The sequence below is a fragment of the Pantoea sp. Tr-811 genome (assembly GCF_011752535.1).
Lineage (GTDB): Bacteria > Pseudomonadota > Gammaproteobacteria > Pseudomonadales > Pseudomonadaceae > Aquipseudomonas.
Genome location: NZ_VWXJ01000004.1, coordinates 390,645 through 417,283, shown reverse-complemented (window position 1 = coordinate 417,283; position 26,639 = coordinate 390,645). Strand labels below are relative to the sequence as shown.

General features: G+C 64.8%; 21 protein-coding genes. 12 read left to right on the top strand and 9 right to left on the bottom strand.

Going from position 1 to position 26,639, the window contains the following annotated elements; translation table 11 throughout:
* Positions 1-99: 99 nt before the first annotated feature.
* From F3J44_RS08960 to F3J44_RS08950, 3 genes are all read left to right on the top strand, one after another.
* Positions 100-666 (top strand): antibiotic biosynthesis monooxygenase, encoded by a 567-nt coding sequence (locus F3J44_RS08960; protein ID WP_167271780.1) that lies wholly within the window; start codon positions 100-102, stop codon positions 664-666.
* Between the two features lie 39 nt (positions 667-705).
* Positions 706-1,524 carry an alpha/beta fold hydrolase gene (locus F3J44_RS08955; protein WP_167066064.1) on the top strand — a complete coding sequence of 273 codons (819 nt, stop codon included), beginning with the start codon at positions 706-708 and terminating at the stop codon, positions 1,522-1,524.
* Positions 1,525-1,696: 172 nt separating this feature from the next.
* Positions 1,697-3,538, top strand: a complete 1,842-nt coding sequence (locus tag F3J44_RS08950; protein ID WP_167271778.1) for an amidohydrolase — start codon at positions 1,697-1,699, stop codon at positions 3,536-3,538.
* A 115-nt stretch (positions 3,539-3,653) separates the two neighbouring features.
* Here F3J44_RS08950 and F3J44_RS08945 read toward each other — a convergent pair whose 3' ends face one another.
* From F3J44_RS08945 to F3J44_RS08935, 3 genes are all read right to left on the bottom strand, one after another.
* On the bottom strand, positions 3,654-5,249 hold the full coding sequence (locus F3J44_RS08945; RefSeq protein ID WP_167271776.1) for an MFS transporter: 1,596 nt from the start codon (positions 5,247-5,249) through the stop codon (positions 3,654-3,656).
* A 1-nt stretch (position 5,250) separates the two neighbouring features.
* Positions 5,251-6,513: an OprD family porin gene (locus tag F3J44_RS08940; RefSeq protein WP_167271774.1), complete on the bottom strand. Its 1,263-nt coding sequence runs from the start codon at positions 6,511-6,513 to the stop codon at positions 5,251-5,253.
* A gap of 242 nt (positions 6,514-6,755) precedes the next feature.
* On the bottom strand, positions 6,756-7,667 hold the full coding sequence (locus F3J44_RS08935; protein WP_167066053.1) for a LysR substrate-binding domain-containing protein: 912 nt from the start codon (positions 7,665-7,667) through the stop codon (positions 6,756-6,758).
* A gap of 135 nt (positions 7,668-7,802) precedes the next feature.
* On the opposite strand from F3J44_RS08935, the gene ycaC (F3J44_RS08930) reads away from it, so the two are divergent.
* The 3 genes from ycaC (F3J44_RS08930) to F3J44_RS08920 all read left to right on the top strand — a co-directional run bounded on the left by ycaC (F3J44_RS08930) (position 7,803) and on the right by F3J44_RS08920 (position 10,216).
* On the top strand, positions 7,803-8,432 hold the full coding sequence (ycaC, locus tag F3J44_RS08930) for an isochorismate family cysteine hydrolase YcaC (protein WP_167066050.1): 630 nt from the start codon (positions 7,803-7,805) through the stop codon (positions 8,430-8,432).
* Between the two features lie 431 nt (positions 8,433-8,863).
* The gene (locus tag F3J44_RS08925; protein WP_167066047.1) at positions 8,864-9,298 is read left to right on the top strand and encodes a hypothetical protein; all 435 of its coding nucleotides are present in this window, start codon (positions 8,864-8,866) and stop codon (positions 9,296-9,298) included.
* 57 nt (positions 9,299-9,355) lie between these two features.
* Positions 9,356-10,216, top strand: coding sequence for a hypothetical protein (locus F3J44_RS08920; RefSeq protein ID WP_167066044.1), 861 nt, complete (start codon positions 9,356-9,358; stop codon positions 10,214-10,216).
* A 154-nt stretch (positions 10,217-10,370) separates the two neighbouring features.
* On the opposite strand, the gene F3J44_RS08915 is transcribed toward F3J44_RS08920, so the two are convergent.
* Together F3J44_RS08915 and F3J44_RS08910 are read right to left on the bottom strand one after the other, a co-directional pair.
* The gene (locus tag F3J44_RS08915) at positions 10,371-12,158 is read right to left on the bottom strand and encodes a monovalent cation:proton antiporter-2 (CPA2) family protein (protein WP_167271772.1); all 1,788 of its coding nucleotides are present in this window, start codon (positions 12,156-12,158) and stop codon (positions 10,371-10,373) included.
* Between the two features lie 229 nt (positions 12,159-12,387).
* On the bottom strand, positions 12,388-13,362 hold the full coding sequence (locus tag F3J44_RS08910; RefSeq protein ID WP_167066039.1) for a GlxA family transcriptional regulator: 975 nt from the start codon (positions 13,360-13,362) through the stop codon (positions 12,388-12,390).
* Between the two features lie 132 nt (positions 13,363-13,494).
* On the opposite strand from F3J44_RS08910, the gene F3J44_RS08905 reads away from it, so the two are divergent.
* Together F3J44_RS08905 and ycaC (F3J44_RS08900) are read left to right on the top strand one after the other, a co-directional pair.
* A complete protein-coding gene (locus F3J44_RS08905; protein ID WP_167066036.1) occupies positions 13,495-13,857 on the top strand; it encodes an AraC family transcriptional regulator in 363 nt (120 codons plus the stop codon).
* 72 nt (positions 13,858-13,929) lie between these two features.
* Positions 13,930-14,556, top strand: a complete 627-nt coding sequence (gene ycaC / locus F3J44_RS08900; protein WP_060498171.1) for an isochorismate family cysteine hydrolase YcaC — start codon at positions 13,930-13,932, stop codon at positions 14,554-14,556.
* Between the two features lie 101 nt (positions 14,557-14,657).
* Here ycaC (F3J44_RS08900) and F3J44_RS08895 read toward each other — a convergent pair whose 3' ends face one another.
* Positions 14,658-19,703 (bottom strand): ATP-binding sensor histidine kinase, encoded by a 5,046-nt coding sequence (locus F3J44_RS08895; RefSeq protein WP_167271770.1) that lies wholly within the window; start codon positions 19,701-19,703, stop codon positions 14,658-14,660.
* 242 nt (positions 19,704-19,945) lie between these two features.
* Between F3J44_RS08895 and F3J44_RS08890 the strand changes: the two genes are divergently transcribed.
* From F3J44_RS08890 to F3J44_RS08875, 4 genes are all read left to right on the top strand, one after another.
* A complete protein-coding gene (locus F3J44_RS08890; RefSeq protein ID WP_167271768.1) occupies positions 19,946-20,926 on the top strand; it encodes a response regulator in 981 nt (326 codons plus the stop codon).
* Positions 20,923-21,297: a response regulator transcription factor gene (locus F3J44_RS08885; protein WP_205299771.1), complete on the top strand. Its 375-nt coding sequence runs from the start codon at positions 20,923-20,925 to the stop codon at positions 21,295-21,297. Before F3J44_RS08890 ends, F3J44_RS08885 begins: the two co-directional genes overlap by 4 nt.
* Before the next feature lie 67 nt (positions 21,298-21,364).
* On the top strand, positions 21,365-22,156 hold the full coding sequence (locus F3J44_RS08880) for a hypothetical protein (protein ID WP_167271766.1): 792 nt from the start codon (positions 21,365-21,367) through the stop codon (positions 22,154-22,156).
* Positions 22,157-22,241: 85 nt separating this feature from the next.
* The gene (locus tag F3J44_RS08875; RefSeq protein WP_167271764.1) at positions 22,242-22,670 is read left to right on the top strand and encodes a DoxX family protein; all 429 of its coding nucleotides are present in this window, start codon (positions 22,242-22,244) and stop codon (positions 22,668-22,670) included.
* Between the two features lie 159 nt (positions 22,671-22,829).
* On the opposite strand, the gene F3J44_RS08870 is transcribed toward F3J44_RS08875, so the two are convergent.
* From F3J44_RS08870 to F3J44_RS08860, 3 genes are all read right to left on the bottom strand, one after another.
* Positions 22,830-24,320, bottom strand: coding sequence for a YifB family Mg chelatase-like AAA ATPase (locus F3J44_RS08870; protein ID WP_167066021.1), 1,491 nt, complete (start codon positions 24,318-24,320; stop codon positions 22,830-22,832).
* A gap of 424 nt (positions 24,321-24,744) precedes the next feature.
* Positions 24,745-25,620, bottom strand: coding sequence for an OmpA family protein (locus F3J44_RS08865; protein WP_205299770.1), 876 nt, complete (start codon positions 25,618-25,620; stop codon positions 24,745-24,747).
* On the bottom strand, positions 25,617-26,441 hold the full coding sequence (locus F3J44_RS08860) for a motility protein A (RefSeq protein ID WP_167066018.1): 825 nt from the start codon (positions 26,439-26,441) through the stop codon (positions 25,617-25,619). The genes F3J44_RS08865 and F3J44_RS08860 overlap by 4 nt, the downstream gene beginning before the upstream one ends.
* Positions 26,442-26,639 lie beyond the last annotated feature (198 nt).

Genomic DNA, 26,639 nt, shown 5'->3' with positions numbered 1-26,639 from the left:
CCGCCAGTCGGTGCCCGCCCAGCGCAGCACACCTATCCAATCCTCCGCCCGTCCACCGTTGCACAGTGGATGCGGGCAAGCTCATCCCAAGGAACGCCGATGAACACCGCATTCCAAGACAACCGCAACGTGGTGACCCTGGTCATCCAGCACAAGGTCCGCGCCGAGTCACTGGCGGGCTACGAGGCCTGGCTCAAGCGCACGGTCAGCACCGCGCGTCGCCAGCCAGGGCACTTGGACGTCAACGTCATTCGCCCCGACGAGGGCGGGCTACACTTCACCACCGTGGTGCGTTTCGCCGACGCTGGCCTGTTGCAGGCCTGGGTCAACTCCGCCGAGCGCCAGGCACTGGTCAGTGAAGTGCTGCCGTTGCTCGAAGGCGGTGACCACACCCAGGTCCACGACGACCCGGAGTTCTGGTTCACCCCGGCCAGCACCAGCGCGCCGCAACCGCCGCGCTGGAAGCAGGCGCTGTTGACCTACCTGGTGATCTGCCCCATGACCATGATCATCCCGCAGCTGCTGGCGCCCCTGTTCGCGCGCTTCCCACACCTGGGCGGCCCGATCAGCGGCAACCTGATCGCCAACCTGTTCGTCATCCTGCCCGTGGTGTTCTACATCATGCCTTGGGTAACCCGCCGCTGCGCCACCTGGCTGCGCGGCTGAAGCAACGCCTTCACCTCGACACTTCAAGGAGATACCGACATGACCACGCTCGTTACCCGCGACGGCACTTCGATCTATTACAAGGACTGGGGCAGTGGCAAGCCCGTGTTGTTCAGCCACGGCTGGCCCCTGGATGCCGACATGTGGGATTCGCAGATGGAGTTCCTGGCCAGCCGCGGCTACCGCGCCATCGCCTTCGACCGCCGCGGTTTCGGCCGTTCGAGCCAGCCGTGGAGCGGCTACGACTACGACACCTTCGCCGATGACATCGCCCAGTTGATCGAACACCTCGACCTGCGCGACGTCACCCTGGTGGGCTTCTCGATGGGCGGTGGCGATGTCAGCCGCTACATCGCCCGCCATGGCAGCGAGCGGGTGGCCGGCTTGGTATTGCTGGGGGCGGTGACGCCGGTGTTCGGCAAGCGTGACGACAACCCCGAGGGCGTCGACCTGTCGGTGTTCGAAGGCATTCGCGACGGCCTGCGTGCCGACCGCGCGCAGTTCATCGCCGACTTCGCCGCGCCGTTCTATGGCATCAACCACGGGCAAAAGGTATCCCAGGGCGTGCAGAGCCAGACCCTGAATATCGCATTGCTGGCCTCGATCAAGGGCACCCTGGACTGCGTGACCGCGTTCGCCGAAACCGACTTCCGCCCGGACATGGCCAAGATCGATGTGCCAACCCTGGTGATCCATGGCGACGACGACCAGATCGTGCCGTTCGAGGTCACGGGCAAGCGGGCGGCCGAGCTGATTCGCGGGGCTGAGCTGAAGGTGTATGCCGGGGCGCCCCACGGGTTCGCCGTAACCCATGCCCAGCAGCTGAACGAAGACCTGCTGGCGTTCCTTCAGAAGTAATGGTGTGAGGCATTCGCGGGGCAAGCCCGCGCCTACAGGGTTGCGCGAAACCTGTAGGCGCGGGCTTGCCCCGCGAAGAGGCCAGAGCTGGCAGCACATCCATCCAATCCCTGACGCCAAGCCAACCGGCATGCTCTGCGGTTGCGTCCACACATTCATCCGAGGAGGTTCCATGACCGCCGACCTGATTCTGTTCAACGGCAAACTGCACACCGTTGACCGCGAAAAGCCCACCGCCACCGCCGTCGCCATCAAGGATGGCCGCTTCATCGCCGTGGGCAACGACGCCGAGGCCATGGCCCACAAAAGCGCCGCCACGCAGATCATCGACCTCAAGCAGCGCACGGTGATTCCGGGCCTGAACGACTCGCACCTGCACCTGATCCGCGGCGGCCTGAACTACAACCTGGAACTGCGCTGGGAAGGCGTGCCGTCGGTGGCCGATGCCCTGCGCATGCTCAAGGACCAGGCCGCACGCACGCCAACGCCGCAGTGGGTGCGCGTGGTCGGTGGCTGGAACGAATTCCAGTTCGCTGAAAAACGCATGCCGACCCTGGAAGAAATCAACCAGGCAGCCCCCGATACCCCGGTGTTCCTGCTGCACCTGTACGACCGCGCACTGCTCAACCGCGCCGCGCTCAAGGCCGTTGGCTACGACAAGACCACCCCGAACCCGCCGGGTGGCGAAATCCAGCGCGACAAGTTCGGCAACCCGACCGGCATGCTGATTGCTCGCCCGAACGCGATGATCCTCTACGCCACCCTGGCCAAGGGGCCGAAGCTGCCACTGGAATACCAGGTCAACTCCACCCGCCAGTTCATGCGTGAGCTGAACCGCCTGGGCCTGACCAGCGCCATCGACGCCGGCGGCGGTTACCAGAACTTCCCCGATGACTACTCGGTGATCCAGGAGCTGGCCGACAACAACCAGCTGACCGTACGCATTGCCTACAACCTGTTCACCCAGAAGCCCAAGGAAGAGCTGGACGATTTCCGCAAGTGGACCTCCAGCGTCAAGCTGCACAGCGGCACCGACTTCCTGCGCCACAACGGCGCCGGCGAGATGCTGGTGTTCTCCGCCGCCGACTTCGAGGACTTCCTCGAACCGCGCCCGGACCTGCCGCAAACCATGGAAGAAGAGCTGGAGCCGGTGGTGCGCCACCTGGTGGAACAGCGCTGGCCGTTCCGCCTGCACGCCACCTACAACGAATCGATCACGCGCATGCTCGACGTGTTCGAGAAGGTCAACCGCGACATCCCGTTCAATGGCCTGCCGTGGTTCTTCGACCACGCTGAAACCATCACCCCGCAGAGCATCGAGCGTGTGCGTGCGTTGGGCGGTGGTATCGCCATCCAGGACCGCATGGCCTTCCAGGGCGAGTACTTCGTCGACCGCTACGGCGCCAAGGCTGCCGAGCAGACTCCACCGATCAAGCGCATGCTCGACATGGGCGTCCCGGTGGGCGCCGGTACCGACGCCACTCGCGTGTCCAGCTACAACCCTTGGACTTCGCTGTACTGGCTGGTCAGCGGCAAAACCGTCGGTGGCATGGAGCTGTACCCAGAAGGCCTGGACCGCGACACCGCGCTGCAGCTGTTCACCCAGGGCAGTGCCTGGTTCTCCAGCGAGCAGGGCAAGAAGGGCCAGATCAAGGTAGGCCAGCTGGCTGACCTGGCGGCGTTGTCGCTGGACTTCTTCAGCGTTGAAGAAGAGGCGATCAAGGGCATCGAGTCGGTGCTGACCATCGTCGATGGCAAGGTGGTGTATGCGGCGGGCGAATTCGACCGCCTCGGCCCACCGCAGGTGCCGGTGCTGCCAGAGTGGTCCCCGGTGGCCAAGGTGCCAGGGCACTGGCGCGTGGGCACGCCATCGCTGGCGGCATCCGTGCACCAATGCTCGGGGCCGTGCGGGGTGCACGCGCACAGCCATGACAAGGCACGCAAATCGAGTGTCCCGGTCAATGACTTCCAGGGCTTCTGGGGGGCCTTGGGTTGCTCGTGCTTCGCGTTCTAAGCTGACCCTCTCAGCGCCGCTTGCGCGGCGCATCGCGAGCTGCGCTCGCTCCTACCAGGCTCCCGCAGCCCCGTAGGAGCGAGCAAAGCTCGCGATGAGGCCAGCAAACCCATCATCAATGATGGCCCCGGTGCTCCCCAGCCAACAAATGCCGGATCTTCACCTCGACCCCCTCGCTCTGCAGCATCCGCACCCGCGCCTCGATCTTCAGCTCACCCCGGGTCACCCGATGGTGATGCCGCAAATGCTCAAGCCACGACTCTTCGAAGAAGAACTCCAGCCACAAGGCAGGGTCGGCGCTGTCGCGCATCAACCCCCAGGACAACGCGCCATTGCGTTTGCGCATGGCTTCCAGCTCCCGCGCCGCCACCTGGAACGCCTCGGCCTTGGCCGGCTCGATGTGGTATTCCACGGTGACCATCACCGGGCCGCGGTCTTTGTCCAGGTCATCACCGAGCACCGGCACTGGCCAGTGCAGCGACGGTGTCAGCTCCTCGGCCTCGGTTTCCGGTAGCGTCACCTTGCAGGTCAGCAGCGTGCCCAGCGCCAGGCCACCGGCTGCCAGCAACAAGCTCAAGGTGATCGACCCATGGCTGGCCAGGGTGCCCCACAGCAGCCCGCCGCAGGCCATGGCGCCGAAGAAGATCAGGATATACACCGACAACGCCCGAGCCCGTACCCAGGCCGGCACAGACGTTTGTGCCGCTACCTGCAGGTTGGACAGCACGGCGATCCACGCTGCGCCACTGAGCAGCATCGCCGGCAGCAGCAGGTAGAAGTCGCGTACCAGCGCGAGCATCAGCAGGAACAGGGCATACAACAGGCTGGCAAGCATCACCAGGCGGTCGCGGCTGATGCGCTCGCGCAGGCGCGGCAGCAGGGTGGCGCCAGCCACCGCACCAATGCCGATGGCCGCCAGCAACAGGCCGAAATCGGCGGCAGTGCCGTGCATCTCGCCGCGCACGATCAGTGGCAGCAACGAGGTGCCGGCACTGGCGCAGAAGAAGAACGCCAGTGCCCGTAGCAGCACCGCCTGCAAGGGTTTGGCGCTGCGCGCAAAACGCAGCCCGGTGCGCATGGCGCCGACGAAACGCTCGGCCGGCAGCAGCGGCTCCTTCACCTCACGCTTCCACAGCAACAGCACCAGAATCACCCCGGCGAACGACACCGCATTGAGTGCGAAGGTCAGCCACGGCCCGACCAGGCTCACCACCACGCCGGCCAAGGCCGGGCCAATGGCCCGCGACACGTTGATGCCAACGCTGGAAATCGCCACGGCATTGGCCAGGTCTTCCTTGCCCACCAGCTCCGGAGTGAGCGCACTCCAGGCCGGCATCATCAGCGCCGTGCCGATACCCAGGGCCAGGGTCAGCACCAGCAGCAGGGTGACGTTCATCAACCCCAGCAGGGTCAGTGCCGCCAGCACCACCGCCACCGCGGACATCCACAGCTGCACCAGCAGCAGGTAGCGGCGCTTGTCGACGATATCGGCCGCCGCGCCTGCGGGCAGGGCCAGGAAGAACATCGGCAGGGAGCCTGCCACCTGGATCAATGCCACGTGCAGGGGGCTGGCCGACAATGTGGTCATCAGCCAGCCGGCGCCCACTTCGTGCATCCAGGTGCCGATATTGGAGGCGATGGTGGCGATCCACAGCATGCGGAACGTGAGGTTGCGCAACGGGCTCCAGGCGCCTGAAGGGGATGTGCTCATGTCAGAAGCTGCCTTTGAGTGGGTATTCGATGATCAGGTAGATGCGGTCGATATCGTCGCCGGCCTGGGCCTGGTTGGCGCGGTGGCTGACGTGGGAGAACGATAGGCTCAGGTCCTTGGCGGCGCCCGACTGCACCACGTACTTGAGGTCGATGTCGCGCTCCCAGTGCTTGCCGCCCTGGCCTTGCTGGCCGACATACACGCCGCCAGCCGGGGCATGGCTGCCGTCGATGCCGCGGCCGCTGACGTAGCGGCCCATCAGGCTCAGGCCGGGCACGCCGAGGCTGGCGAAGTTGAGGTCGTAGCGCAGTTGCCAGGAACGCTCGCCGGGGCCGTTGAAGTCGGCGTACTTGATCGAGTTGGCCAGGTAGATGGAGTCGCCGCCGACGAAGTCGAACGGGGTGTTGCCCTCGACTTTCTGGTAGGCCAGGGTCAGGGCCTGGGCGCCGAAGCTGTATTTGCCCAGCAGGCTGTAGGCCAGGGTATCGATGGCCCCGGCGCTGGCGTTGCCGGTGTCGCGGGTTTTGTAGACATTGCCGTCCAGACGCCAGTTGCCTTGGGCCAGGTTCAGGTTCAGGTAGGCCTGGCGCCAGGTGTCTTCCAGTTGGCCTGCGTACAGCGCGCCGCCGAAGGGACCGTGCGGGGCGAAGGTGGCCCCGGCCAGGCTGATGGCATGGTTGCGGGTGGTGGCGCCGTAGCCGGTGAAGTCATCGTGGGTGGAGCTGTTGTCCTGGTTGTTGAACGCGGTGAAACGCCCGGCCTGCAGGCGCCAGTCGGGCAGGCTGGTGTTTTCCACAAACCAGCCGGTGGCGTATTCGGGGTGCAGGCGCTTGTCGCCGGTGTCGAACACCGGGGTTTCCACGGTCATCTCGCCATAGCGCAGCTGGGTGTCGCCGAGGCGCAGCTTGAGGGCGGCCCCGGCGCTGGCGTAGTCGGACTTGGCGCGGCCATCGCTGTCGCGTGGCAGCAGGCCGGTGCCCGCATGGCCACGGCCACCGTCGAGCTTCAGGCCAACAAAGCCGTGGGCATCCAGGCCAACGCCGATCACGCCTTCGGTGAACCCCGAGCGTACTTCGCCGATGAAACCCTGGGCCCATTCCTGGCGGTAGTTCTGGCCACTGGGGGAGGGGGAGCGGAAGTCGCTGTGGAGGAAATAGTTGCGGCTGAGCAGCGACCAGCCGGGTTCGTCGGCCTGGCTGAGTGCCGGGTACAAGGCAAGGGTGACGAGCAGGGCGCGGCCTGGTCCGTGGGTGGCGCGGATCATGGGGGCTCCGAGGGGGCTATGATCCGGGACTTTGGGCTAAGAGTGGGGTGGGGGTCTTGTAAGGGTGTGCTGGTGTGGGTGATGGCTGTGCGGGCCCTTTCGCGGGGCAAGCCCGCTCCTACAGGGAATTGCGGCGCGGCTGCTGGCAATGTTCCCTGCGCGAGGGCTGGGTTTTCTCCTACAAAAACAGCGGTTGTAGGAGCGGGCTTGCCCCGCGACAGGGCCGGTGAGACGAGTTAACCTCAAGCCATGTCGCTGATGGCGAACTCTTCGGCCAAGTGATCGATCAGCGCCCGCACCGACGGCAGCAACCCGCGCCGCGACGGGAAAATCGCATGCACGATGCCGCACCGTGGGTGCCAATCCGGAATCAGCTCCACCAGCCGCCCCGCTGCCAGGTCATCGCGCACCGCCACCCGCGGCAAGTGCGCGATGCCCACCCCGGCCACCACGAAATGGCGCAGGGCGAACAGGTCATCGGTCACCATGCGCGGGGTGTGCGGGATGACGATGCTGCGGCTGGTGTCCTCGCCCTGGAACAGTTCCCACTGGTACTCCCGTTGGGCGCTGCCCCAGTGCAGGCTGGGCAGGGTGCCAAGCAGCTGCGGGTCGAAGCCTTCGGGCAGCTGCTCCAGGTACTGCGGCTGGCCCACCAGGCACTGGGTGCTGTTGCTCAGCACCTTCATCACCATGTCGGTGTTTTCCAGCGGCGGGAAGCGCACCCGCAGGGCCAGGTCGAAACCTTCGTGCAGCAGGTCGACGCGGCGGTTGGTGCTTTCGATGAACAGCTCCACCTGAGGGTACTTGAGCATGTAGCGGGTCAGCATCGGCCCGACCCAGGAATTGAGCAGGGTAGTGGGGCAACTGATGCGCACCAGCCCGCGCGGCTCGCTGCGGTTGCGCTCGATGATCTCTGCCGCGCCCTCGGCCTCCACCCGCATGGCCAGGCAGCGGTTGTAATAGGCCTGGCCGATTTCGGTCAGCGAGCACAGGCGGCTGGTGCGGTGCAGCAGGCGCACGCCCAGGCGGTCTTCGAGGTCGGCGATACGCCGGCTGAGCTTCGACTTCGGCATGTCCAGCGCCCGCCCGGCGGGTGCGAAGCCGCCGTGCTCGACCACCTGGGTGAAGTAGTAGAGGGAATTGAGGTCTTCCAATGATCGTTCTCCAGATGGAACGCTAAAGCCAAAATCTGCTGACTACCGCCCTTAGGGTGATGATTTTAATCTGTGCCCATCAACGCGAAACACCCCGAATTGCTGAAAAATTCATAAACCTTAGGAGCACAGACCATGAGCAAATTCACCTACAACCGCCTGAACAAAGACGACGCCGCCGTGCTGCTGGTCGACCACCAAGCTGGCCTGCTGTCCCTGGTACGCGACATCGAGCCGGACAAGTTCAAGAACAACGTGCTGGCCCTGGCTGACCTGGCCAAGTTCTTCAACCTGCCGACCATCCTCACCACCAGCTTCGAGCAAGGCCCCAACGGCCCGCTGGTGCCGGAACTCAAGGAACTGTTCCCGGACGCCCCGTACATCGCCCGTCCAGGCCAGATCAACGCCTGGGACAACGAAGACTTCGTGAAAGCGGTGAAGGCCACCGGCAAGAAGCAACTGATCATCGCTGGCGTGGTCACCGAAGTGTGCGTCGCCTTCCCAGCCCTGTCGGCCCTGGAAGAAGAGTTCGATGTGTTCGTGGTGACCGATGCCTCCGGCACCTTCAACGAAATGACCCGTGATGCCGCCCACGACCGCATGAGCCAGGCGGGCGCGCAACTGATGACCTGGTTCGGCGTGGCCTGCGAGCTGCACCGCGACTGGCGCAACGACATCGAAGGCCTGGCGGCGCTGTGCTCCAACCACATTCCGGACTACCGCAACCTGATGACTAGCTACAATGCGCTGACGGCGACTAAGTAATAGCGACAATTTTTGGTTGAAGAGGCCGGCCCCGATTGCGGGGCCGGTTTTTTTGCGTGATGGCGATGATATGCCTGCCTTCAGGGCGTGTCAGGGCTAGCAGGTGTATGCCTTGATGGTTGTGGCGCCTATGAGAACGAGCGCCGCCCGCGCGGCGCATCGCGAGCTGCGCTCGCTCCTACGTTTGTTTCGGGCCAGTAAACGGGTGGCCATAATGCGTGGGCTGCTTGTTCCATACGTCTGGATAAATCAGTGTGTATCAAAATATGAATATCTGAAACATAATATTTTTTCTAAAGCTGCTAGGGGTTAAGCCGATACGCTACTAGGCAAGTCATTTTGGCTTGCAGGGTAGGCAAATTAAGTCGCCTGCACGAAACAATACTTAGAAGCGCCACGGAGGGCACACGTTTTTTGGCGGGAGGCTAAAAATGAACGTAATTCCTCATGTGCTCTTCGGGCTCAGCGCACTCTGCCTGGCTCATGCATCGCTCGCGGCAACGACAGGCAGTTGGACAGCGAACAATCTGGCACCTAATGTTTACGGTGCTGGAATTGAAAATTCAAACTTCTATATCACTCCTCAGTCTGTACCTAAAGGTGCCTTGATTAGCTCCCTATCTTGGAATGTAGGTGCCTATGCCAATGGTGCTACCAGTCAGAACTTTAAGATCTGCTATGCGGGAAGGTATGAGACCTCTTACGGCGAGTGCCGGGATATATCTGCAAGTCGTGTCGGTACAACCGATTACTTCAAGGGGAAGGATGCCAAGGGTAAATTTAAAATCACCGGAGTTCTAACAGGCGGCTCCTACCCTGTCTATCCCAGCCACAGGAACACCATCAAGGTCGATTACCATTACTGATTAGTCCGCCAAGGATGCCTTTAACAAGGCGCAGGCATTGTTTTCAGGGAGAAATTCATGGTTCATATCAGCGCAACCCCTCTCGATCAACTCCACTCAGCACGCATTGCTAAATCGGACCTTTCCACGGGCGGTGCAAACTCCGTGAGTCAGCAGCCTACCACCCTGCAAGTTGGCGATGAACCCGCCATTTCGGATGAGGCCAAAGCATTATTGAAACTTTACGCTTCTGCTGGTGATTACGTGAGAGGGCAGTACATGGAACCCTATGCAGGCAGGGTCAATGGAAATTCACCGCCAAGTGGTTATATAAATATTGAAAAATATAATAACTACCTGTTCGAAAAGGCGGCGGGTAAGATGGTGTCGGCCGCGAGCGATCTTGGTATAACCTTGAAGGTGTCTGATGTGCTGGCGCAGCTAAAAGTGGACAACCAAGATATTGCCGACATCCAAATGGATGAGCGGAATCGCAAGAGTAGGGCGGGAGCAGAGAGTGTGCTCTACAACTTGACATCTTCCGATCTGGACAACTTTACTGACATTTATATAGCGGCCAAAGAAAACGGCTTGGACCTTGAGCAGGTCGCCGGCTTGGCCATTGATCGAGGTATTCAGAATCGGTACGGAAGTACATTGAAGGAATTCGACATCTATCCCTACGGCTGGGACTTTAGCGAAACTGACCCGGATAAAATTGCCGCTGCGAAAAATCAGTTGCCAGGCTCCATTACGCAAAAAGCTGATGAAATCAGAAACAAGCTACAAGGTGGTACAGGCCTGGCCGGTGACTTTGTCGAGTATCTTCTGAACCCAAGAACCGGACTGTGCAGTGCGACAGACGATTCGCTGGATTTTCTTTCGAGACTCATCGATATCTACAATCAACAACCTAAGGGGCAAGCCAAAGACATTTAGATTGTCTTCGGTATCGAGTGGCTGCACATCGCGAGCCACGCTGCTACCGGGAATGCTCAACAATCCCGTAGGAGCGAGCAAAGCTCGCGATGCGCCGCACAGGCGGCGCCCGATCTCAATAACGCTGCAGCCCTCAAGGCAGGCGCAACAAGCCTCAATCGGCGTCCGAATCAAACAACCGCGCCAATTCCACCCGTGCCTCCTTGGCCGTCTGCATCACCTTGGCCCGGTCATCGCGCACTTGCCCCTGGGCCTCCAGCACTTCCTCGTCATGCTGGGTGAAGCGCTCGATGCGGTCGCTGGCCTGCGCTTCGCTCAAGCCCAGCCCGACCAGCGCCCGGCGGGTCATCTCAAGGCTCGAATAGAACGTCTCGCGAATCGGCTCGGCGCCCACGTCGGCCAGCTTGTGCACATGCTGGCGGTTACGCGCGCGGGCCAGCACCTTCAGGTGCGGGTACAGGCGTTTTACCCGTTCTGCCGTGTGAATGGCGGCTTCAGGGTCATCGATGGTGATGATGAAATACTCCGCCTCGCCCACCTTGGCCGCATGTAGCACCTCCGGGCGCAGGGGGTCGCCGTAGAACACCGGCACTTGCTCGAACATGCGTGTCATCTCGATGGTGTCCACCGAGGTTTCCAGGGCAATGAACGGGATCTTCTGCGCCCGCAGAATGCGCGCGACGATCTGGCCCATGCGGCCCATGCCGACGATCACCACCCGCGGCGTACCGGCATCGATGCTCTTGTACTGCTCCGGCACTTCACGCGCCGGCTGCGGGCGCTTGAGGGCGCGGGCGCAGCCGAGCATCAGCAGTGGGGTAATGGCCATCGACAGGGTGATGGTCATCAGCAGCAGGTCGTAGGTCTGGCTGTCGAACAGGCCCTGGTCCTTGCCCAGCTTGAACACCACGAAGGCAAACTCGCCACCGGCCGCCAGCACCATGCCCAGGCGCAGCGCGCTGGCGCTGTTCAGGCCACCGGCCAGGCGGCCGACGCCAACCAGCAGCACCAGCTTCACGGCAACCAGCAGTAGGGTCAGGCCCAGCAGGACCAGCGGCATTTCCAGCAGCAGGCTCAGGTTGGCGCCCATGCCCACGCTGATGAAGAACAGCCCCAGCAGCAGGCCTTTGAACGGCTCGATCTGCGACTCCAGTTCATGGCGGTATTCCGAGTCGGCCAGCAGCAGGCCCGCGAGGAAGGCGCCCAGGGCCATGGAAATGCCGGCTTCTTCCATCAGCCAAGCGGTGCCGATGACCACCAGCAACGCAGTGGCCGTGGACACCTCCGGCAGGCCGGTGCGGGCCACGGTGCGGAACACCGGGCGCAGCAGGTAGCGCCCGCCGATGATGACCACGGCGATGCTGGCGAACACCTTCAGGCCGTGCTGCAGGCTGTCGCCGTGGCTGGTGTCCGGCCCGCTGGCTGCCAGCAGTGGCACCAGCGCGATCAGCGGGATCGCGGCGATGTCCTGGAACAGCAGGATGGCAAATGCCAGGCGGCCATGGGGGGCATTGAGCTGCTTGGTTTCGGCCAGGCTCTGCAGGCCCAAGGCGGTGGACGACAGCGCCAGGCCCAGGCCCAGCACGATGGCCGCCGGCAGCGACTGGCCGAAGCCGAACAGGGCAATGGCGCCGATCACCGCGCCGGTCAGCAACACCTGGGCGGTGCCAACGCCGAACACCGACTTGCGCATCAGCCACAGGCGCTTGGGCGAAAGCTCCAGGCCGATGATGAACAGCAGCAGGACTACGCCCAGTTCGGAAATGTGCGCGACGCTTTCGGTGTCGCGGATCAGGCCCAGCGCCTGCGGGCCGATGGCGACGCCTGCGAGCAGGTAGCCGATCACGGCCCCCAGTTGCAGGCGCTTGGCCAAGGGAACGGCGAGGACAGCGGCGAGCAGGAAGATCACCGCGGTTTGCAGAAGGCTGCCTTCGTGTGGCATTGGCTCGTACTCCATGAGCTGCCGGGGCAGCGTTAGAACAATATGGCCGACCATTCTGTGGGTTGGGGGTGAGCCAGACAATCTGCCTGGATGGAGAAACATTGTCCTGATAAATGAGACAACCTATTTGGGCCTCTTCGCGGGGCAAGCCCGCTCCTACAAAGGCCAGCGTGAGCGTTGCAGGCGCGGGCTTGCCCCGCGAAAATGCCCGCACAGGACAACGCCCGACTCAAACCCCACCAAACTGCGCCCGGTACTGCGCCGGCGTCATGCCAATTCGCTCGCAGAACACCTTGCGCATGTGCCGGTCACTGCCAAACCCGCAGCGCGCCGCCACCACCTTCAATGGCAGGTCGCTGCCTTCGAGCAACTTGCGCGCCTGGTCGATCCGCGCGTTCTGCAGGTACTGCAGCGGCGTGATGCCGACTTCGCGCTGGAACGTGCGGGCAAAGTTGCGCCCGCTCATGGCCACCAGGTCGGCCATCTTCTGCACCGTGAACGCCTGGTCGATATGGTCGACCACGTAGGCCTGCACCCGGGCCACCGGCGACCCATCGCGTGGCACGGCCGCCAGCAGCGGCCCGTAAGGCGTCTGCCCGCCTTGGCGGTGGCGTGCCACCAGCAGCACCTTGGCCACCTCCAGCGCCAGCGCCTTGCCATGGTCTTCGGCGACGATGGCCAGCGCCAGGTCGATACCCGCGGTAATGCCGCCGGAGGTAATCAGGTTGCGGTCCATCACGTAGATCTGCTCGGTTTGCACCTTGGCCTCGGGAAATGCCTTCGCCAGGCGTTCCAGGTAGTTCCAGTGGGTGGTGCAGCGGTAGCCGCCCAGCAACCCGGCACGGCCGAGCAGGAACACCCCGGTGCAGATAGCGCCGAAGCGCTTCGCCGCGCCCACCGCCTGCGGCAGCCAGCGCTCCAGCGCCGGCAGGGCCACGTCATAGGCGCCCGGCCCGCCGGGGACCAGCAGCAGGTCGAGGCCAGCAGGCAGGTCCTGCAGAGAAAGGTCGGCCACCACCTTCAGCCCGCATGAGCCGCGAATGGGGTGGGGGTGCTCGGCAACAGTGAGCAACCGGTATTGCTTGTTTTCAGGGAGGAACCGGTTGGCGATGGCGAAGGCATCCATCGGCCCGGTCACATCCAGCAGCAATACATCGTTGAACAGCACCATGGCCACGGTTCGATGAGCGCGATTTTCCTGCATACCCCAGAGTCCTGCATGTCGTGACCTCTGCATCTTAGGGCAGTGCCGCACAATTAAGAACAATTCAGCTTTGGCTCAGGACTTTGTCATGTGCCGGGGGCCAGACTTTCTGCATTGAACAGGAGAGTCGCCATGCCCCCTGGGATGCCCCAACAACCCCTGCAGCCGACCGGCGCCCTGACGCCCGCGCGGCTGCGCCAGGCCAAGGAACTGATGCTGCGCAGTTCGCTTTCGATCATCGAGATCGCCAGCGTGTGCAACCTGACCCGCAGCCATTTTTCCCGCGCCTTCAAGGTCAACACCGGCCTTTCACCCCAGGCCTGGCGCCTGCTCGCGCGCATGGAGAAGGCCAAGCGCCTGCTTGCCACCGAAGCCCCGATCACCCACGTGAGCCTGGAGTGCGGCTTCTGCGACCAGGCCCATTTCACCCGCGCCTTCAGCCGCCTGGTCGGCCAGCCACCGAAGGCCTGGCGTCAGGCGCAGGCCCATCCTTAAGCCGGATCTATCCGCCGGTATAGCCCCATCGGGCAGTGCCGGTTCGTTTTCCCAACCCAAGGAGTCACCCCAATGAGCCAACCCGATTACAAGCGCCTGAACAAAGACGACGCCGTGGTGCTGCTGGTGGACCACCAGACCGGCCTGATCTCGCTGGTGCAGGACTTCTCGCCCAACGAGTTCAAGAACAACGTGCTGGCGCTGGGCGACCTGGCGAAGTTCTTCGGCCTGCCGACCATCCTCACCACCAGCTTCGAGCAAGGCCCGAACGGCCCGCTGGTGCCGGAACTCAAGGAAATGTTCCCGGACGCGCCGTACATCGCCCGCCCTGGCCAGATCAACGCCTGGGACAACGAAGACTTCGTCAAGGCAATCAAGGCCACCGGCCGCAAGCAACTGATCATCGCCGGTGTGGTCACCGACGTGTGCGTGGCCTTCCCGACCCTGTCGGCGCTGGCTGAAGGCTTCGAGGTGTTCGTGGTCACCGATGCTTCGGGCACCTTCAACGAGACGGTGCAACAGGCGGCGTGGGTGCGCATGACCCAGGCTGGTGCGCAGATGATGAACTGGTTCTCGGTGGCCTGCGAGCTGCACCGCGACTGGCGCAACGACATCGAAGGCCTGGGCAACCTGCTGTCGCAGCGCATTCCCAACTACCGCAACCTGATGAACAGCTATGCGGCTTTGACTTCGCGTTGATGTAGACCTGTACCGGCCTCATCGCGAGCTCTGCTCGCTCCTACAGGCGCAGTTCAACGCTTGGTAGGAGCGAGCAGAGCTCGCGATGAGGCCGGTACAGACTACGCATGCCCCAAAGGCAACGTAAAGCGAATCCGGCACCCGCCAAACTCCGACACCAACGCCTGCAACTGCCCGCCATGGGCCTGCACCACCGAGCTGCAGATCGCCAAACCCATCCCCAGCCCTTCGCGCTTGGTGGTATGAAACGCCTCGAACACCCGCGCCCGCTCTTCGGCCGCAATTCCCGGCCCGTTGTCGTCCACGCAGATCTCCACCGCGTCACCCACCACTGCCGAGCCAATGTGCAGCAGCCCGTCGTCACGGTACCCGGCCAGCGCCTCCAGGGCATTGGTGATCAAGTTGAACACCAATTGCTGCAACTGCACCGGGTCGGCCATCACGCTGACGCCCGCCTGCAACCGTGTCTGCACCTGCACTGCACCTTTGCCGGCATCGGCCGAGGTCAGCCGAACCACTTCGCGGATCAGCTCATCCACTTTCACCGCCTTGAGCTGCATCGGCGACTGTTTGGCCAGCGAGCGCAGGGCACGCACGATATTCGCCGCCCGTTCGCCGTCGTTGCGGATATCTTCCAGGCCGGCGATGGCCTCTTCCAGGTTCGGCTCGGCGCGCTTGAGCCAGCGCAGGCTGGCGGCTGCATTGGAGGTGATACCCAACAGCGGCTGGCTGATTTCGTGGGCGATCGACGCCGACAGCTCGTTCATCACCTGCAGGTGCGCGCTGCGCGCAAGTTCGGCGCGTGAGCGGCGCAGTTCAGCTTCCATGTGCGCACGGCTCTGGTTGTCTTCGGCCAGGCGGGTATAGAACTTGGCGGTTTGCAGCGACACCGCCGCCTGGGACGCCAGGATCTCCAGCATGGCCAGGCGCTGGCTGCCGAACAGGTTCGGCACCAGGCGGTTCTCCAGGTACACCAGGCCGATCAGCACACCCTGGATCACCAGCGGCAGGCACAGCACCGAGCGAGCGCCCCGTGCCAGCAGTTCCTGGCGAAAGGCCTCAGGGCAGTCGCTCAAGGCATCGTTGAGCAGCAGCGGCTTCTTGGTACGCAGGGTGGCGTTGATGATCGACAGCGGCGCCTGGGTCATGAACTTCTGGCAGTTGTCCATGCGCACGTGCAGCCCGCTGTCGTCGATATCGGCCAGGGCGGCCATCTGGAATTCGGCGCCACTGACGATCAGCAGGGCGCCGTGGTCGGCACCGGAGTGCTGGGTCAGGTGGCCCATCAAGGTTTCGATCAGGCCTTCGAGCAGCACTTCCTCGGACAATGCTCGCGCCGCCTCGATGCCGGCCTCAAGGTCGAGCCTGGCCTGCTGCGTGGCGCGGTAGGTTTCCTGAATCGGCTGGGTGCGCAGGAACGGGTGCAGGGCCTCCAGCTGGTGCACCTTGCCGGTCGCGCCCCAGATATGGAAGCAATCGCGGGCAATGCGCAGGTGCAGGTTGGCGCCGGAAATCAGGCCACTGGGAATGCACACCTCGGCCAGTTGCTCGTGGGCCAGGGCTTGTTCGTGAATGAACCCGGCGGCGGTGGCGGCAATCTGCGCCTGGTCGAAACAGCGGATGGCGGCCAGGCCGTCGCCTTCGAGCTTGGCGATCACACCTTCGATCAGCAACAGCTTGTTGCGAAACGTGGCCGGGTTGAAACCGGCCCAGTGGCTGAAGCGCTCGCGCAGGGCCTGCAGTTCAGCCAGCTTGTCGGCCACCTGGCCGGGGGCTTCCGGGCTGCCCAGGGCGAGGCCACGGAACAGGTGGTAATCGGCCAGGTTGATGTGCGCAGGCACCGCCCAGGCGTGGTTGCCAGCCTGGGCCAGGCTGGCAATCGCCTGGGGGATGTTGCCCAGGTAGAACGCCGACATGCCCTTGAACAGCTGCTGAAAGAACAGCGTGGCGGGGGCGTTTACCGCCCCAGGTGCGGGCGGGCAGGATGCACCGCCAAGGTTGCCAACGAACGCCTGCTGGGCCTGCAGGATCCGTTCGTTGGCCCGGTAGCCATGGCGGCGCACGGTGGCCAGGCCCTGGGTGACTTCCTCGGCCACATCCGGCAGGTAGCGGCCCATGAACAGCGAGTCGGACACCCGGTGGCTGCAGGCGTAGCAGGTCATCGCCAGGTCGCCGCTCAGGCGCGCCGAGTCCACGGCCTCCTGGGCGGTGCGGCGGGCAAACTCCATGGGCGAGGTCCAGGCGCTGGCCTGGTCCAGGGCCAGCAGCGCGCTGGTGAGGTCGGCTTCGAAGCCATGCCGCTCGATCAACTTGAGCGCTGCCAGGCAGCAGGCATGGCCGTCGTGGTAGGCGCCGAAGCGCTCGGCAATCATCACCCCGTACCAGGCCAGGCCATAGGTGCTGCCCGGCGCCACGCCGTGCAGCAGCGACAGTTCCATGATCTTCGCCAGGTGCAGGAAGCAGAGATCACCCTGCACGGAAAACGAAGCAGACAGGGTGGCCAGCAGGCTGATCGCCACCGCTACCTCGTGTGAATCGGTGCGCGGCAGCGATTCCAGGCAGTGGCGGCCCTTGCGCTCGATCAAGCCTTGTATATGGGCGTAGCAGGTTGCCAGGTGCTGTGGGTCGTTGCCGCGGGCCAAGTCGATGCCTAGCAGTTCAAGGCCCGAAAGCGCGCAGGCGATGGCCGCCTGGTAGTCGCCGTGCAAGGTGTGAAGGCGTGCCTGCAACCGGCTGACCTGGGCTTGCTCCAGCGCCGAACGCGCCCGTTGCCGGCATTCGATGATGCGGGCTTCGGTTTCGCCCGTGCGCGCCAGTTGCAGGTCGCACTCGGCGGCCAGGCAGGCTATGGCAAAGCCGTGCGTGGCGTGGCTTTCACGCGATTCGGCCTGGCTCAGCAGGTGTTCGGCCGTGCGCAGGTAGGCGGCGGCCTGCTCCGGGGCGCCGCTGTCGCGAGTGCGCAGGGCAGCCTCATGCAAAAGCCCCAGGAACAGCGCACAGTCATTCGCTGCAAACCCGCGTGGGCTGGCGCGTTGCAGCTGGTTGGCGATCTCGAACAGCTCCTCGCTCTGGCCGCCCTGCCAGGCCTGGTGCATGGCCTGGGCAATGCGGGCGTGCAACGCCGGGCGCTCGTTCACGGGGGTAAGTTCGTAGGCGGCCTCCATGACCCGATCATGGGCAAAGCCCAGGCCTTTCTGGCCAGGCAGCAGGAAACCCGCGCCGATCAAGGCCCGCAACGGTTCGCCCAGGGGTTTTTCGAGTACCTGGGCCAGCAGTTTGCCGTCGCAGCGGCTGCCCACCGCGCTGGCGATGCGCAGCACATCGCGCTGTGGCGCTGGCAGGCGCGCCAGGCGGTGGATCATCAGGTCGGCGACGTTGTCGGAGTAACGGTGCCGAGCCACGGCCTTCAGGCACCACGACCAGCGCATGGCCTGGGTGTCGAAGGTGAACAGCTGGTCTTCGACCATCGCCCGCAGGATCTGGTTGATGAAGAACGGGTTGCCCGCGGTCTTGTCGTGCACCAGTTCGGCCACCTGCAAGGCCGCATCGGGGTGGACGTGGTAGCGCTCGGCGATCAGCTCGGTCACCGCGCCAACCGCCAGCGGGCGCAGGTTCAGGGTGGTGCTGCGCACCGAGGCGGGCGTTGCCAGCGGCGTGCCCGGTGCCTGCGGGTCGTTGCGCCGGGCGAACACCAGCAACAGGTTGCCCGATGCCTGGGCGAGCAGTTGGCTCAGCAGGTGCCGTGAGGCGTCGTCGGCCCATTGCAGGTCGTCGAGAAACAGCACCAACGGCTGGCCGGGGCGGCTGAGCGCCTGGAGGAATTCGACGATGGCCCGGTACTCCTTCTGCAGTGCCAGGCGCGTGGGCTTGGCCGGCAGGTCGGGCAGGGGGCCGAGGATCAGTTGCAGGTCTGGCGCCAGTTTGCCGAGTAGCCGGCCCTGGCCCTTGATGCGGCGCAGGATGTCGCGGCGCAAGGTGTCGAGGTCGTGGCTGTTCTTGGCCAGCAGCTGGGTCGCCAGTGCGCCAAGGATTTCGACCCAGGGCGCATAGGGCACCGCCTGCTCCAGGCTGTTGCACTTGCCGACGGCCCAGTAGCCCTGGGCGTGGGCCTTCAGCGTGGTTTCGACCAGGCGCGTCTTGCCCATGCCGGCGGCGCCGTTGATGAACAGCGCGTGCGGCTGGCTTTCGCGGCGCAGGGCCTTGAGCAGCAGGGCGATGGCCTTTTGCTCGGCGTCGCGCCCATACAAGCGCTCGCAGCCAGTTGAAACCGGGTCGGCGCAGCCGGGCGCGAAGGGCTCGATGGCCTGATTGCTGGCCCATTGTCGCTGGCAATGGGCCAGGTCCACGGCCAGGGCGCGGGCGCTCTGGTAGCGGGCGTCCGGCTCCTTGGCCAGGGCCTTGGCGAGGATCTGGCCCAGTGCTGGCGGTACATCGGCGTTGACCTCATGGGCCGCGCGTGGCTGCACGCCGGCGTGCAGCTGGCGCCAGTGCTGGGTGTCGCGCCCGGCCAGGGGCAGCTCGCCGAGCAGCGCCTGGTAGAAAATCGCGCCCAAGGCGTAGATATCGCTGCGCCGGTCACTGCTGCTGCCGTGGGGGCAGACCTGCTCGGGCGCCAGGTACGCCCAGTTGCCCAGCGCGGTGCCTTGGTCGCTGACCAGCTCCGGGGTGTCGGCGCGAAAGCAGCCCAGCCGCACGCGCTGGTTGTGCAGGCACAGGTGCGCCGGCTGCAGCGCGCCGTGCAGCACGTTGCGTTCATGGGCCAGGGCCAGGGCGTTGGCGGCGTTCACCGCAATGTCCAGTAACGGCCCCAGGGCGAGCGGGCCCTGGCTGATCAGGTCGGCCAGGGAGCGGCCGGCCGGGTACACCAGCAACGGGCCTTCGGCCGAACGCACGAAGGCCGAAGGGATCACTGCCCACTGCGGGTCGAGTTGCAGGCGGTAATCACGCTCCAGGCGCTGGCAGGCGGCCGGGGCCTCGACCGGGGCGCGCACGGCGGTCCAGGCCTGGCGGGTGACCGGGTCGCTCAAGCGGAAGTAACTGAGCTCTCCTTCCTGGCCCAGCGGTGTGATGTCGCACCGCTGCAGCCAGCCCTCGTCGATCGACTGGTCGAAATCGATGGGCCTGTGAGCAAGGCGTTCATCGAGCATCAAGCACCCCCTGCTAGCGACATCCAGAGCCGCGAGTATACGCAGCGGGCCCAGTGCGGACGCGGCCTGTAGCCGGCTTGGCAGGAACGGGCACGCTGTTGTCCGTTATCGCCCCCTGGGCCGCGACGTGGGGTTTGTATAGTCCTTCAGTTCCACCTATCCCTCGGGATAATTGTCTGAATGCGTGCGCTGCCCTAGGCTCGTTGGGTTTGCGCAAACGCCCGTGCCCGCGCGAGGAAACCATGATCCGACTAGGCAATGCCCAGGTGTCGCTGGAGCGGCGAGAAGCATTTCTCGACGGCAGGCCGATCCCGCTGGGCGGGCGCGCCTTCGAGGTGCTGGCCACGTTGATCAAGGCCAAGGGCCGGGTAGTTGGCAAGGATGAGCTGTTCAGCCAGGTCTGGGCCGGCACGGTGGTCGAGGACAACAACCTGCAGGTGCAGGTGTCGCTGCTGCGCAAGGCATTCGGCGACCGTGGCCTGATTCAGACCGTGCCGCGCCGGGGCTATCGGCTGGCGGCCGAGATGAGTTTCGACGTGCCCTGCCAGGCGCTGGCCGCCTCGCCGCTGAGCGACACCGCCGAGGCTGCCGAGCCGCTTGGCGACAGCGCCGGTGTGCCCGTGCTGGTGGTGGACGATGACCCGTCGGTACGCACGGCGCTGTCCCGCCTGCTGCGCTCGCAAGACATCCCCCATCGCCTGTTCGCCAGTGCCGAGGCGCTTTTCGAGGCGCGCCTGGAAACCCCCTACGCCTGCCTGCTGCTGGACATGCACCTGCCCGAAACCAGCGGCCTGGAGGTGCAGGCCGCGTTGCGCCAGCTGGCGCTGCCTTGGCCGATCGTGTTCATGACCGGGTTCGGCACCATTCCCATGACGGTGCAGGCCATGCGCGCGGGCGCCGTGGAGTTTCTTACCAAGCCCTTCGACGAAGACCAACTGCTGGAGCTGCTGGCCTCGGTACGTACCCGCGCCGTGGCCGAGGGGCGCAAATGGCGCCATGCGCGCCAGGTGCAAGAGAAGTACCAGCGCCTGACCCAGCGCGAGCGCGAGGTGTTCTCGCTGGTGGTCGGCGGCCTGTCGCACAAACAGATCGCCAAGCAGATCGGCACCAGTGAAGTGACCACCAAGGTGCACAAGAAGAACATCATGAACAAGATGCAGTCCCGCTCGCTGGTGGAGCTGGTGGCCATGCACCAGGTGATCGGGGTGCGGCCAGGCGCATGAGCAGAGTGGTGTGCATCGTCGACGACGATGCGTCGGTGCGCAAAAGCCTGGCCAACCTGCTGCGCTCGGCGGGGTACGAGACGTTGGCGTTCGCAGCCGGGGAAGCCTTCCTGGCCTCGGACCTTTCACGTGACGCCGGGTGCCTGCTGCTCGACCTGAAGATGCCGGGGCTGGGCGGCCTGGAGGTGCAGCGCGAACTGGCGCGCCAGGGCTGGCGGGTGCCGGTGATCTGCATGTCAGCGCATTGGGATGAGGGCACGCTGCAGGCGGCCATGCGCGAGGGGGCACTGGCGTGTCTGGGCAAGCCGTTTTCCGAAGACGTGTTGCTCAAAGGGGTTGAAGAGGCACTGGCCGGTGACGGGCTCCCCTGACGGGTCGAACCTGCTTTTGACCACAGGTATACTGGCGCGCTGTGATTTCCCAGCGCAAGGACGCCCCATGTCGACCCAGCAACTCGCGACCCCTCCCGATACCACCATCACCCCGACCTCGGACTCACTGCGCGCTGCGCTTGAGCGCCAGGCACAGGCCGAGCTTGCCCTGCATGCCCGCAGGCGCCAGGTGTCCAAGGCGTTCCTGGCGGTGCAGACGGGCTACTGCCTGTACCTGATGCTCAAGTGGATCTGGCAGGGACACTACATCGGCGGGCCGATCTACGCCGTGCTGGTCTGGGGCCTGCTGATGTTCCTCTACTACCCGGTCAGCCTGCTGTGGTACCCGCGCCAGCGGGCGTTCGAGCAGGCCTGCCGGGCGGCCGACGCCGAGCGGATGGAGGCGGGCAAGGCGTTTCTGGCCAGCCAGGCACTGGGGCCTTACCGCTGGGTCAGCCGTGGCGGGCGCATGCTTGGGGTGTTTCCGGAAAGCCGGGCACTGTACCTGCTGGCGCCTGAGGTGGGCGACCGCCACCTGCTGATGGACGCTGCGCGGGTGGTCAAGCAGGTCAGCGTGGATGAGCAGGCCACCACCAGCAGCACCAGCAAGACCACCACCAAACATGGCTGGCGCAATATCTATGGGCCCAGTAACAGTTTTATCGCCGTGATTGGCGGCGGCAAGTCCCGCTCGACGACCACGACCACCCACAAGACGGTGCGCACCTTCACCCTGCAGGTTCACTTGCAGTGCGAAGGGCAGGCGCCGTTCTGGGTTCAGTTGCCCTTTGCCGACGACTGGCAGGAAGCGCGCAACTGGCAACTGCTGATCGAGCAGGTCGCAGGCCTACGGGCGTGACCTGCGCAGCTCAGCACACCTGAGCAAGCAATCGGGTGCTGGATCGGTGATGCTCGGCGGCTGACCGATCCGCGAGGCCTTGCCCATGAACCGCCCGACACACTGGCTCAACCCTGCTTCTGCCACTTCGACCGCTGCTGGCCTGCTGTTCATGCGGGTAATGGCGGCCTTGCTGCTGCTGTTCGTGCATGGCCTGCCCAAGCTGCTGGACTGGAGTGGCGAATTGCAGCGGATCGAAGACCCGTTTGGCCTGGGCGCGCCGCTGACCTTGGGCCTGGCGGTATTTGCCGAGGTACTGTGCCCGGTGTTGGTGCTGCTGGGGGTGATGGTGCGGCTGGCGTGCCTGCCGGTGCTGGCCGTGCTGCTGGTGGCGCTGGTGGTGGTGCACCCGGAGTGGACGCTGGAACAGGGGCAGTTCGCCTGGTTGCTGGTGGCGCTGTATGGCGGGTTGGCGTTGACCGGGCCGGGGGCGTATTCGATTGCCGGGTTGATGGGGCGGCGTGGGATGGCCTGAGGTTTGTGGGGCGTTCTAGGGCCCTATCGCGACCTGCTGACTATCTGATTTAACAGAGGGCCTTGTAGGAGCGGGCTTGACCCGCGAAGCAGCCACCGCGGTGCATGGCACCGGCTTCGCCGGTGTTCGCGGGGCAAGCCCGCTCCTACAACGACAGCGTTACCCGCTCCCCGGTCGGTACTGCAGGGCCTCAGCCAGATGCGCCCGGCCAATGGCCTGGCTTGCTTCCAGGTCGGCCAAGCTCCGCGCCACCTTCAACAACCGGTGCGCCGCCCGCAAGGAAAGGCTCAACCGCTCACAGGCACTCTCCAGCCATGCCTGGTCCGCCGCCTGCAACGCACAATGCCGGCGCAGCCCCTCAAGGTCGAGAAATGCATTGGCGCACCCCTGGCGCCGCTGTTGCACCTCACGCGCCTGGGCCACCTTCGCCGCCACCTCGGCACTGCTCTGGCCGCAGGGCTGGTTGTTGAGCGTGGTGGTTTCACGTGCCACCGTCAGGTGCAGGTCGATGCGGTCGAGCAACGGCCCGGACAACTTGTTGCGATAGCGCGCGATCTGCTCGGTGCTGCAGCGGCAGCGGCCCGTCGGGTCGCCCAGGTAGCCACAGGGGCAGGGGTTCATTGCCGCCACCAACTGGAAGCGGGCAGGAAAGCGGACCTTGTCCCGCGCCCGGGCAATCACGATCTCGCCGGACTCTAGGGGTTCGCGCAGCACTTCCAGCACGCGCCGTTCGAACTCGGGCAGTTCATCCAGAAACAGCACCCCATGGTGGGCCAGGGTAATTTCGCCCGGTTGCGGGCGACTGCTACCACCGACCAGCGCCGGGCCCGAGGCGGAGTGGTGGGGGTGGCGAAACGGCCGCTGCGGCCAGCTGCTCAGGGGGGTGTGCCCGCTCACCGACTGGATCGCCGCCACTTCCAGCGCTTCTTGCTCGTCCAGGGGCGGCAGCAGGCCGGGCAGGCGGCTGGCGAGCAAGGTCTTGCCGGTACCGGGCGGCCCTGTGAACAGCAGGTTATGCGCCCCTGCCGCCGCCAGCAGCAAGGCGCGCTTGGCGCCAACCTGGCCCTGCACCTCGCTCAGGTCGGGGTAGGGCTGGCTATGCAGCACCAGGCCATTGGCCGCGAATGGCGGCAGCGGCACCTGCCCGTTCAGGTGCGCCACCAGCTCCAGCAGGTGCCCCACGGCATACACCACCAGGCCACCAGCCAGGCTGGCCTCCTCGGCGTTCTCCCTGGGCACCACCAATGCCCGCCCGGCTTCGCGCGCCGCCAATGCTGCCGGCAACACCCCCTGCACCGGGCGCAAGCTGCCCGACAACGCCAGCTCGCCCAGGCATTCCAGGTCGGCCAGCGCGGCCATCGGCACCTGGCCGTCGGCGGCGAGGATGCCCAGGGCAATGGCCAGGTCATAGCGCCCGCCGTCTTTCGGCAAGTCGGCCGGGGCGAGGTTCTGGGTAATCCGCCGCTGCGGATAGTTCAGCCCGGAATTGACGATGGCGCTGCGCACCCGGTCCTTGCTTTCCTTGACGGTGGTTTCCGGCAGGCCAACCAGGGTCAGGTGCGGCAGGCCATTGGTCAGGTGGGTTTCGACGCTGACCGCTGGGGCCTGCACGCCAACCTGGGCGCGGCTGTGGACGAGGGCGAGGGACATGGACGCTCCGTTGTCGCAAATGGGGAGGCCGCTTCCTGCGGCTTGGCAAGCATAGATCGGCTAGATCAACGATCCTGTTGGAAAGTGAGTCACGGAATGTCGGGCATTGCAGCCAGAGCAGCTGTTCGAGGGTAATGTGGTTGACATGCGTATCTCCCATCCTTACATTTTTCTCAACGCATGAGGGTTAACTCTCGTGCCTACCTTCCGAGACCCGCCTTGCGAAAGCAGCGGGTTTTCGTGTTTTTGGGCAAGGAATCCCGAGCACCAGAAGGGCACCGAAGTGCCTGCTGAGAAAGCCGACCTGGCCATGCCGGATGCTCAAGGGGATCTCGTGGAAGAGGGCAGCGGTAACTCAACGATCATCTGTAGCCAACAATAGGGGATACCCTTTGTTGACTGGTACGCGATCAAACCGGGCAGCTCACGGCTGTTCCCGCTGCTCCAGCGTCAACTCCACCCGCCGATTCTTCGCCCGCCCTTCAGCCGTGCCGTTGTCCGCCAGCGGTTGGGTATCCGCGAGCCCGACGGCACTCAGCCTGCCGCCAGCAATACCCTGCTGCTGCAGGTAGCGCACCACGCTGCCTGCCCGTGCCCCGGACAGCTCCCAGTTCGATGGGTAGCGGGCATTGCGGATGGTGCGGGTGTCGGTGTGGCCGGCCACGACGATGCTGTGCGGCACCGTGGCCAGTACCCGCGCCAGGCGCTGGAGTACCTGCATGCCCTTGGGGTCGAGTTCGGTTTGCCCGGAGCGGAACAGGATGCTGCTGTCGATGCGAAAACTCACGCTGCGCGCGTTGCGGATGACTTCGACATCAGCGCCCAGCTGCTCCACCGGCAGCTCGGCCAGTGGGTCGGGTTCAGGCTCCGGCGGTGCGGCAGGGGTGGCCTCGATGGCGGGCACTTGGGCAATGACGGGCTCGACAGGTACAGGTTCGACCGGGGCGGGCGGCACCCGCAGCAGCGTGCCCGGTGGGTCGATGTGGGTCAGTTGGTCGAGGTCGAGCGGCAACGCGAAGCGGGCAGGTGCTTGCGGCCCAGGGGCATGGTGGATCATCGCCTGGGCCAGCATTGCCAGGATCATCACCAGCAACAGGGTCATCAAGTCGAGGTAGGTCAGCATCCAGCTGTCGCTTTCCGGCTCCGGCGCAGGTTCGTCCAGCCAGGCGGGGGTAGTGGCTGCGCGCTTGAGGTTGTTCTGGCGCTCGCGGGCCTTGTTCAGCTCGACTTCCAGTGCGCGCTGGTGGGCCAGCCAGTGGCGGTTGTCGGCCAGGCTGCTGGGGGAGGTGGTGGGCATCATGGGCGTTTGCGCCAGGCCAGCGACAGTGGCTTGCGTGCCGGCCGGGCGCCTTCGGCCTGCAGCTCGTCGTGGTAATGGGCGACGAAGGCCTTGAGGGTTTCTCGCATCAGGCCAGGGCTGCGCTTGCGCGCCATCATCGAGATGCCCTGCAGGATCATGTTCATGATCACCACGCGCCGCTCGGTACGGCGCTCAAGCTTCAGCGCCACCGGCTTGAACAGCAGGTTTGCCAGCAGCACACCGTACAGGGTGGTGGTCAGGCTCAGGGCCATTTGCCGGCCAACGCTGCCCAGGTCACCGTCGCCCAGCACGAACACCATGTTCACCAGGCCCACCAGGGTGCCAAGCATGCCGAAGGCTGGCGCGTAGCTGGCCATGGTGCGGAAAATCTGCGCTTCGGCGCGCTCCTTGGCGCGCAGGCGGGCGATGCGCCATTGCATCAGCTCCAGAATGTCTTCCTCGGCCACCTGGTCCACCAACAGCTGCACGCCGTGGCAAACGAACGGGTTGTGCACCTGGGCCAGGGCGTTTTCCACGGCGCGGCTGTCGCCGTCCAGGCGCCGCCGGGCCAGGTTGACCAGGTCGTCGATGTCGCGCTCGGTGCGGTCCGGTTCGGTGCGCAGCACCGCCCCGAACAGGCGCGGCACCCGGCGTATTTCGGCCAGCGGGTAGCTGATGCAGGTGGCGGCGAAGGTGCCCAGCAGCACCACGCCCAGGCCCGGCAGGTCGATGAGCAGCGACGGTTGCTGGGCGGTGAACAGCAGCAGGACGGTCAGCAGGAGCAGGCTGGCGAGCAGCCCGACCAGGGTCGAGGGGTTCATGGGCACTCCGTGGACGGCAGCCGGCCGTAAACAATGATGGCGAGCTTTATAGCGCCAGCCCGGGTTGGGCAAAGGCGCTAATACAGGCACTTTTGCCGTTCAGCTTGAACGACCGTGGGTGACGGCAGCAGGGGCAAAAATTTTTTTGCGTGGGGCTAAAGGTGGGTTTTCGAGGCGCCGATGTTCGCGCTGTCAGCA

Excerpts from the sequence above, each read along its gene's own strand:
- F3J44_RS08905 (WP_167066036.1), top strand. The coding sequence starts at position 13,495 with ATGCCCCCTGGGATGCCCCAACAACCCCTGCAGCCGACCGGCGCCCTG.
- F3J44_RS08875 (WP_167271764.1), top strand. The coding sequence starts at position 22,242 with ATGAACCGCCCGACACACTGGCTCAACCCTGCTTCTGCCACTTCGACC.
- F3J44_RS08870 (WP_167066021.1), bottom strand. The coding sequence starts at position 24,320 with ATGTCCCTCGCCCTCGTCCACAGCCGCGCCCAGGTTGGCGTGCAGGCC.
- F3J44_RS08865 (WP_205299770.1), bottom strand. The coding sequence starts at position 25,620 with ATGATGCCCACCACCTCCCCCAGCAGCCTGGCCGACAACCGCCACTGG.
- F3J44_RS08910 (WP_167066039.1), bottom strand. The coding sequence starts at position 13,362 with ATGCAGGAAAATCGCGCTCATCGAACCGTGGCCATGGTGCTGTTCAAC.
- F3J44_RS08920 (WP_167066044.1), top strand. The coding sequence starts at position 9,356 with ATGGTTCATATCAGCGCAACCCCTCTCGATCAACTCCACTCAGCACGC.
- F3J44_RS08950 (WP_167271778.1), top strand. The coding sequence starts at position 1,697 with ATGACCGCCGACCTGATTCTGTTCAACGGCAAACTGCACACCGTTGAC.
- F3J44_RS08915 (WP_167271772.1), bottom strand. The coding sequence starts at position 12,158 with ATGCCACACGAAGGCAGCCTTCTGCAAACCGCGGTGATCTTCCTGCTC.
- F3J44_RS08955 (WP_167066064.1), top strand. The coding sequence starts at position 706 with ATGACCACGCTCGTTACCCGCGACGGCACTTCGATCTATTACAAGGAC.
- F3J44_RS08885 (WP_205299771.1), top strand. The coding sequence starts at position 20,923 with ATGAGCAGAGTGGTGTGCATCGTCGACGACGATGCGTCGGTGCGCAAA.
- F3J44_RS08890 (WP_167271768.1), top strand. The coding sequence starts at position 19,946 with ATGATCCGACTAGGCAATGCCCAGGTGTCGCTGGAGCGGCGAGAAGCA.
- F3J44_RS08880 (WP_167271766.1), top strand. The coding sequence starts at position 21,365 with ATGTCGACCCAGCAACTCGCGACCCCTCCCGATACCACCATCACCCCG.
- F3J44_RS08960 (WP_167271780.1), top strand. The coding sequence starts at position 100 with ATGAACACCGCATTCCAAGACAACCGCAACGTGGTGACCCTGGTCATC.
- ycaC (WP_167066050.1), top strand. The coding sequence starts at position 7,803 with ATGAGCAAATTCACCTACAACCGCCTGAACAAAGACGACGCCGCCGTG.
- F3J44_RS08860 (WP_167066018.1), bottom strand. The coding sequence starts at position 26,441 with ATGAACCCCTCGACCCTGGTCGGGCTGCTCGCCAGCCTGCTCCTGCTG.
- F3J44_RS08895 (WP_167271770.1), bottom strand. The coding sequence starts at position 19,703 with ATGCTCGATGAACGCCTTGCTCACAGGCCCATCGATTTCGACCAGTCG.
- F3J44_RS08940 (WP_167271774.1), bottom strand. The coding sequence starts at position 6,513 with ATGATCCGCGCCACCCACGGACCAGGCCGCGCCCTGCTCGTCACCCTT.
- F3J44_RS08945 (WP_167271776.1), bottom strand. The coding sequence starts at position 5,249 with ATGAGCACATCCCCTTCAGGCGCCTGGAGCCCGTTGCGCAACCTCACG.
- F3J44_RS08925 (WP_167066047.1), top strand. The coding sequence starts at position 8,864 with ATGAACGTAATTCCTCATGTGCTCTTCGGGCTCAGCGCACTCTGCCTG.
- ycaC (WP_060498171.1), top strand. The coding sequence starts at position 13,930 with ATGAGCCAACCCGATTACAAGCGCCTGAACAAAGACGACGCCGTGGTG.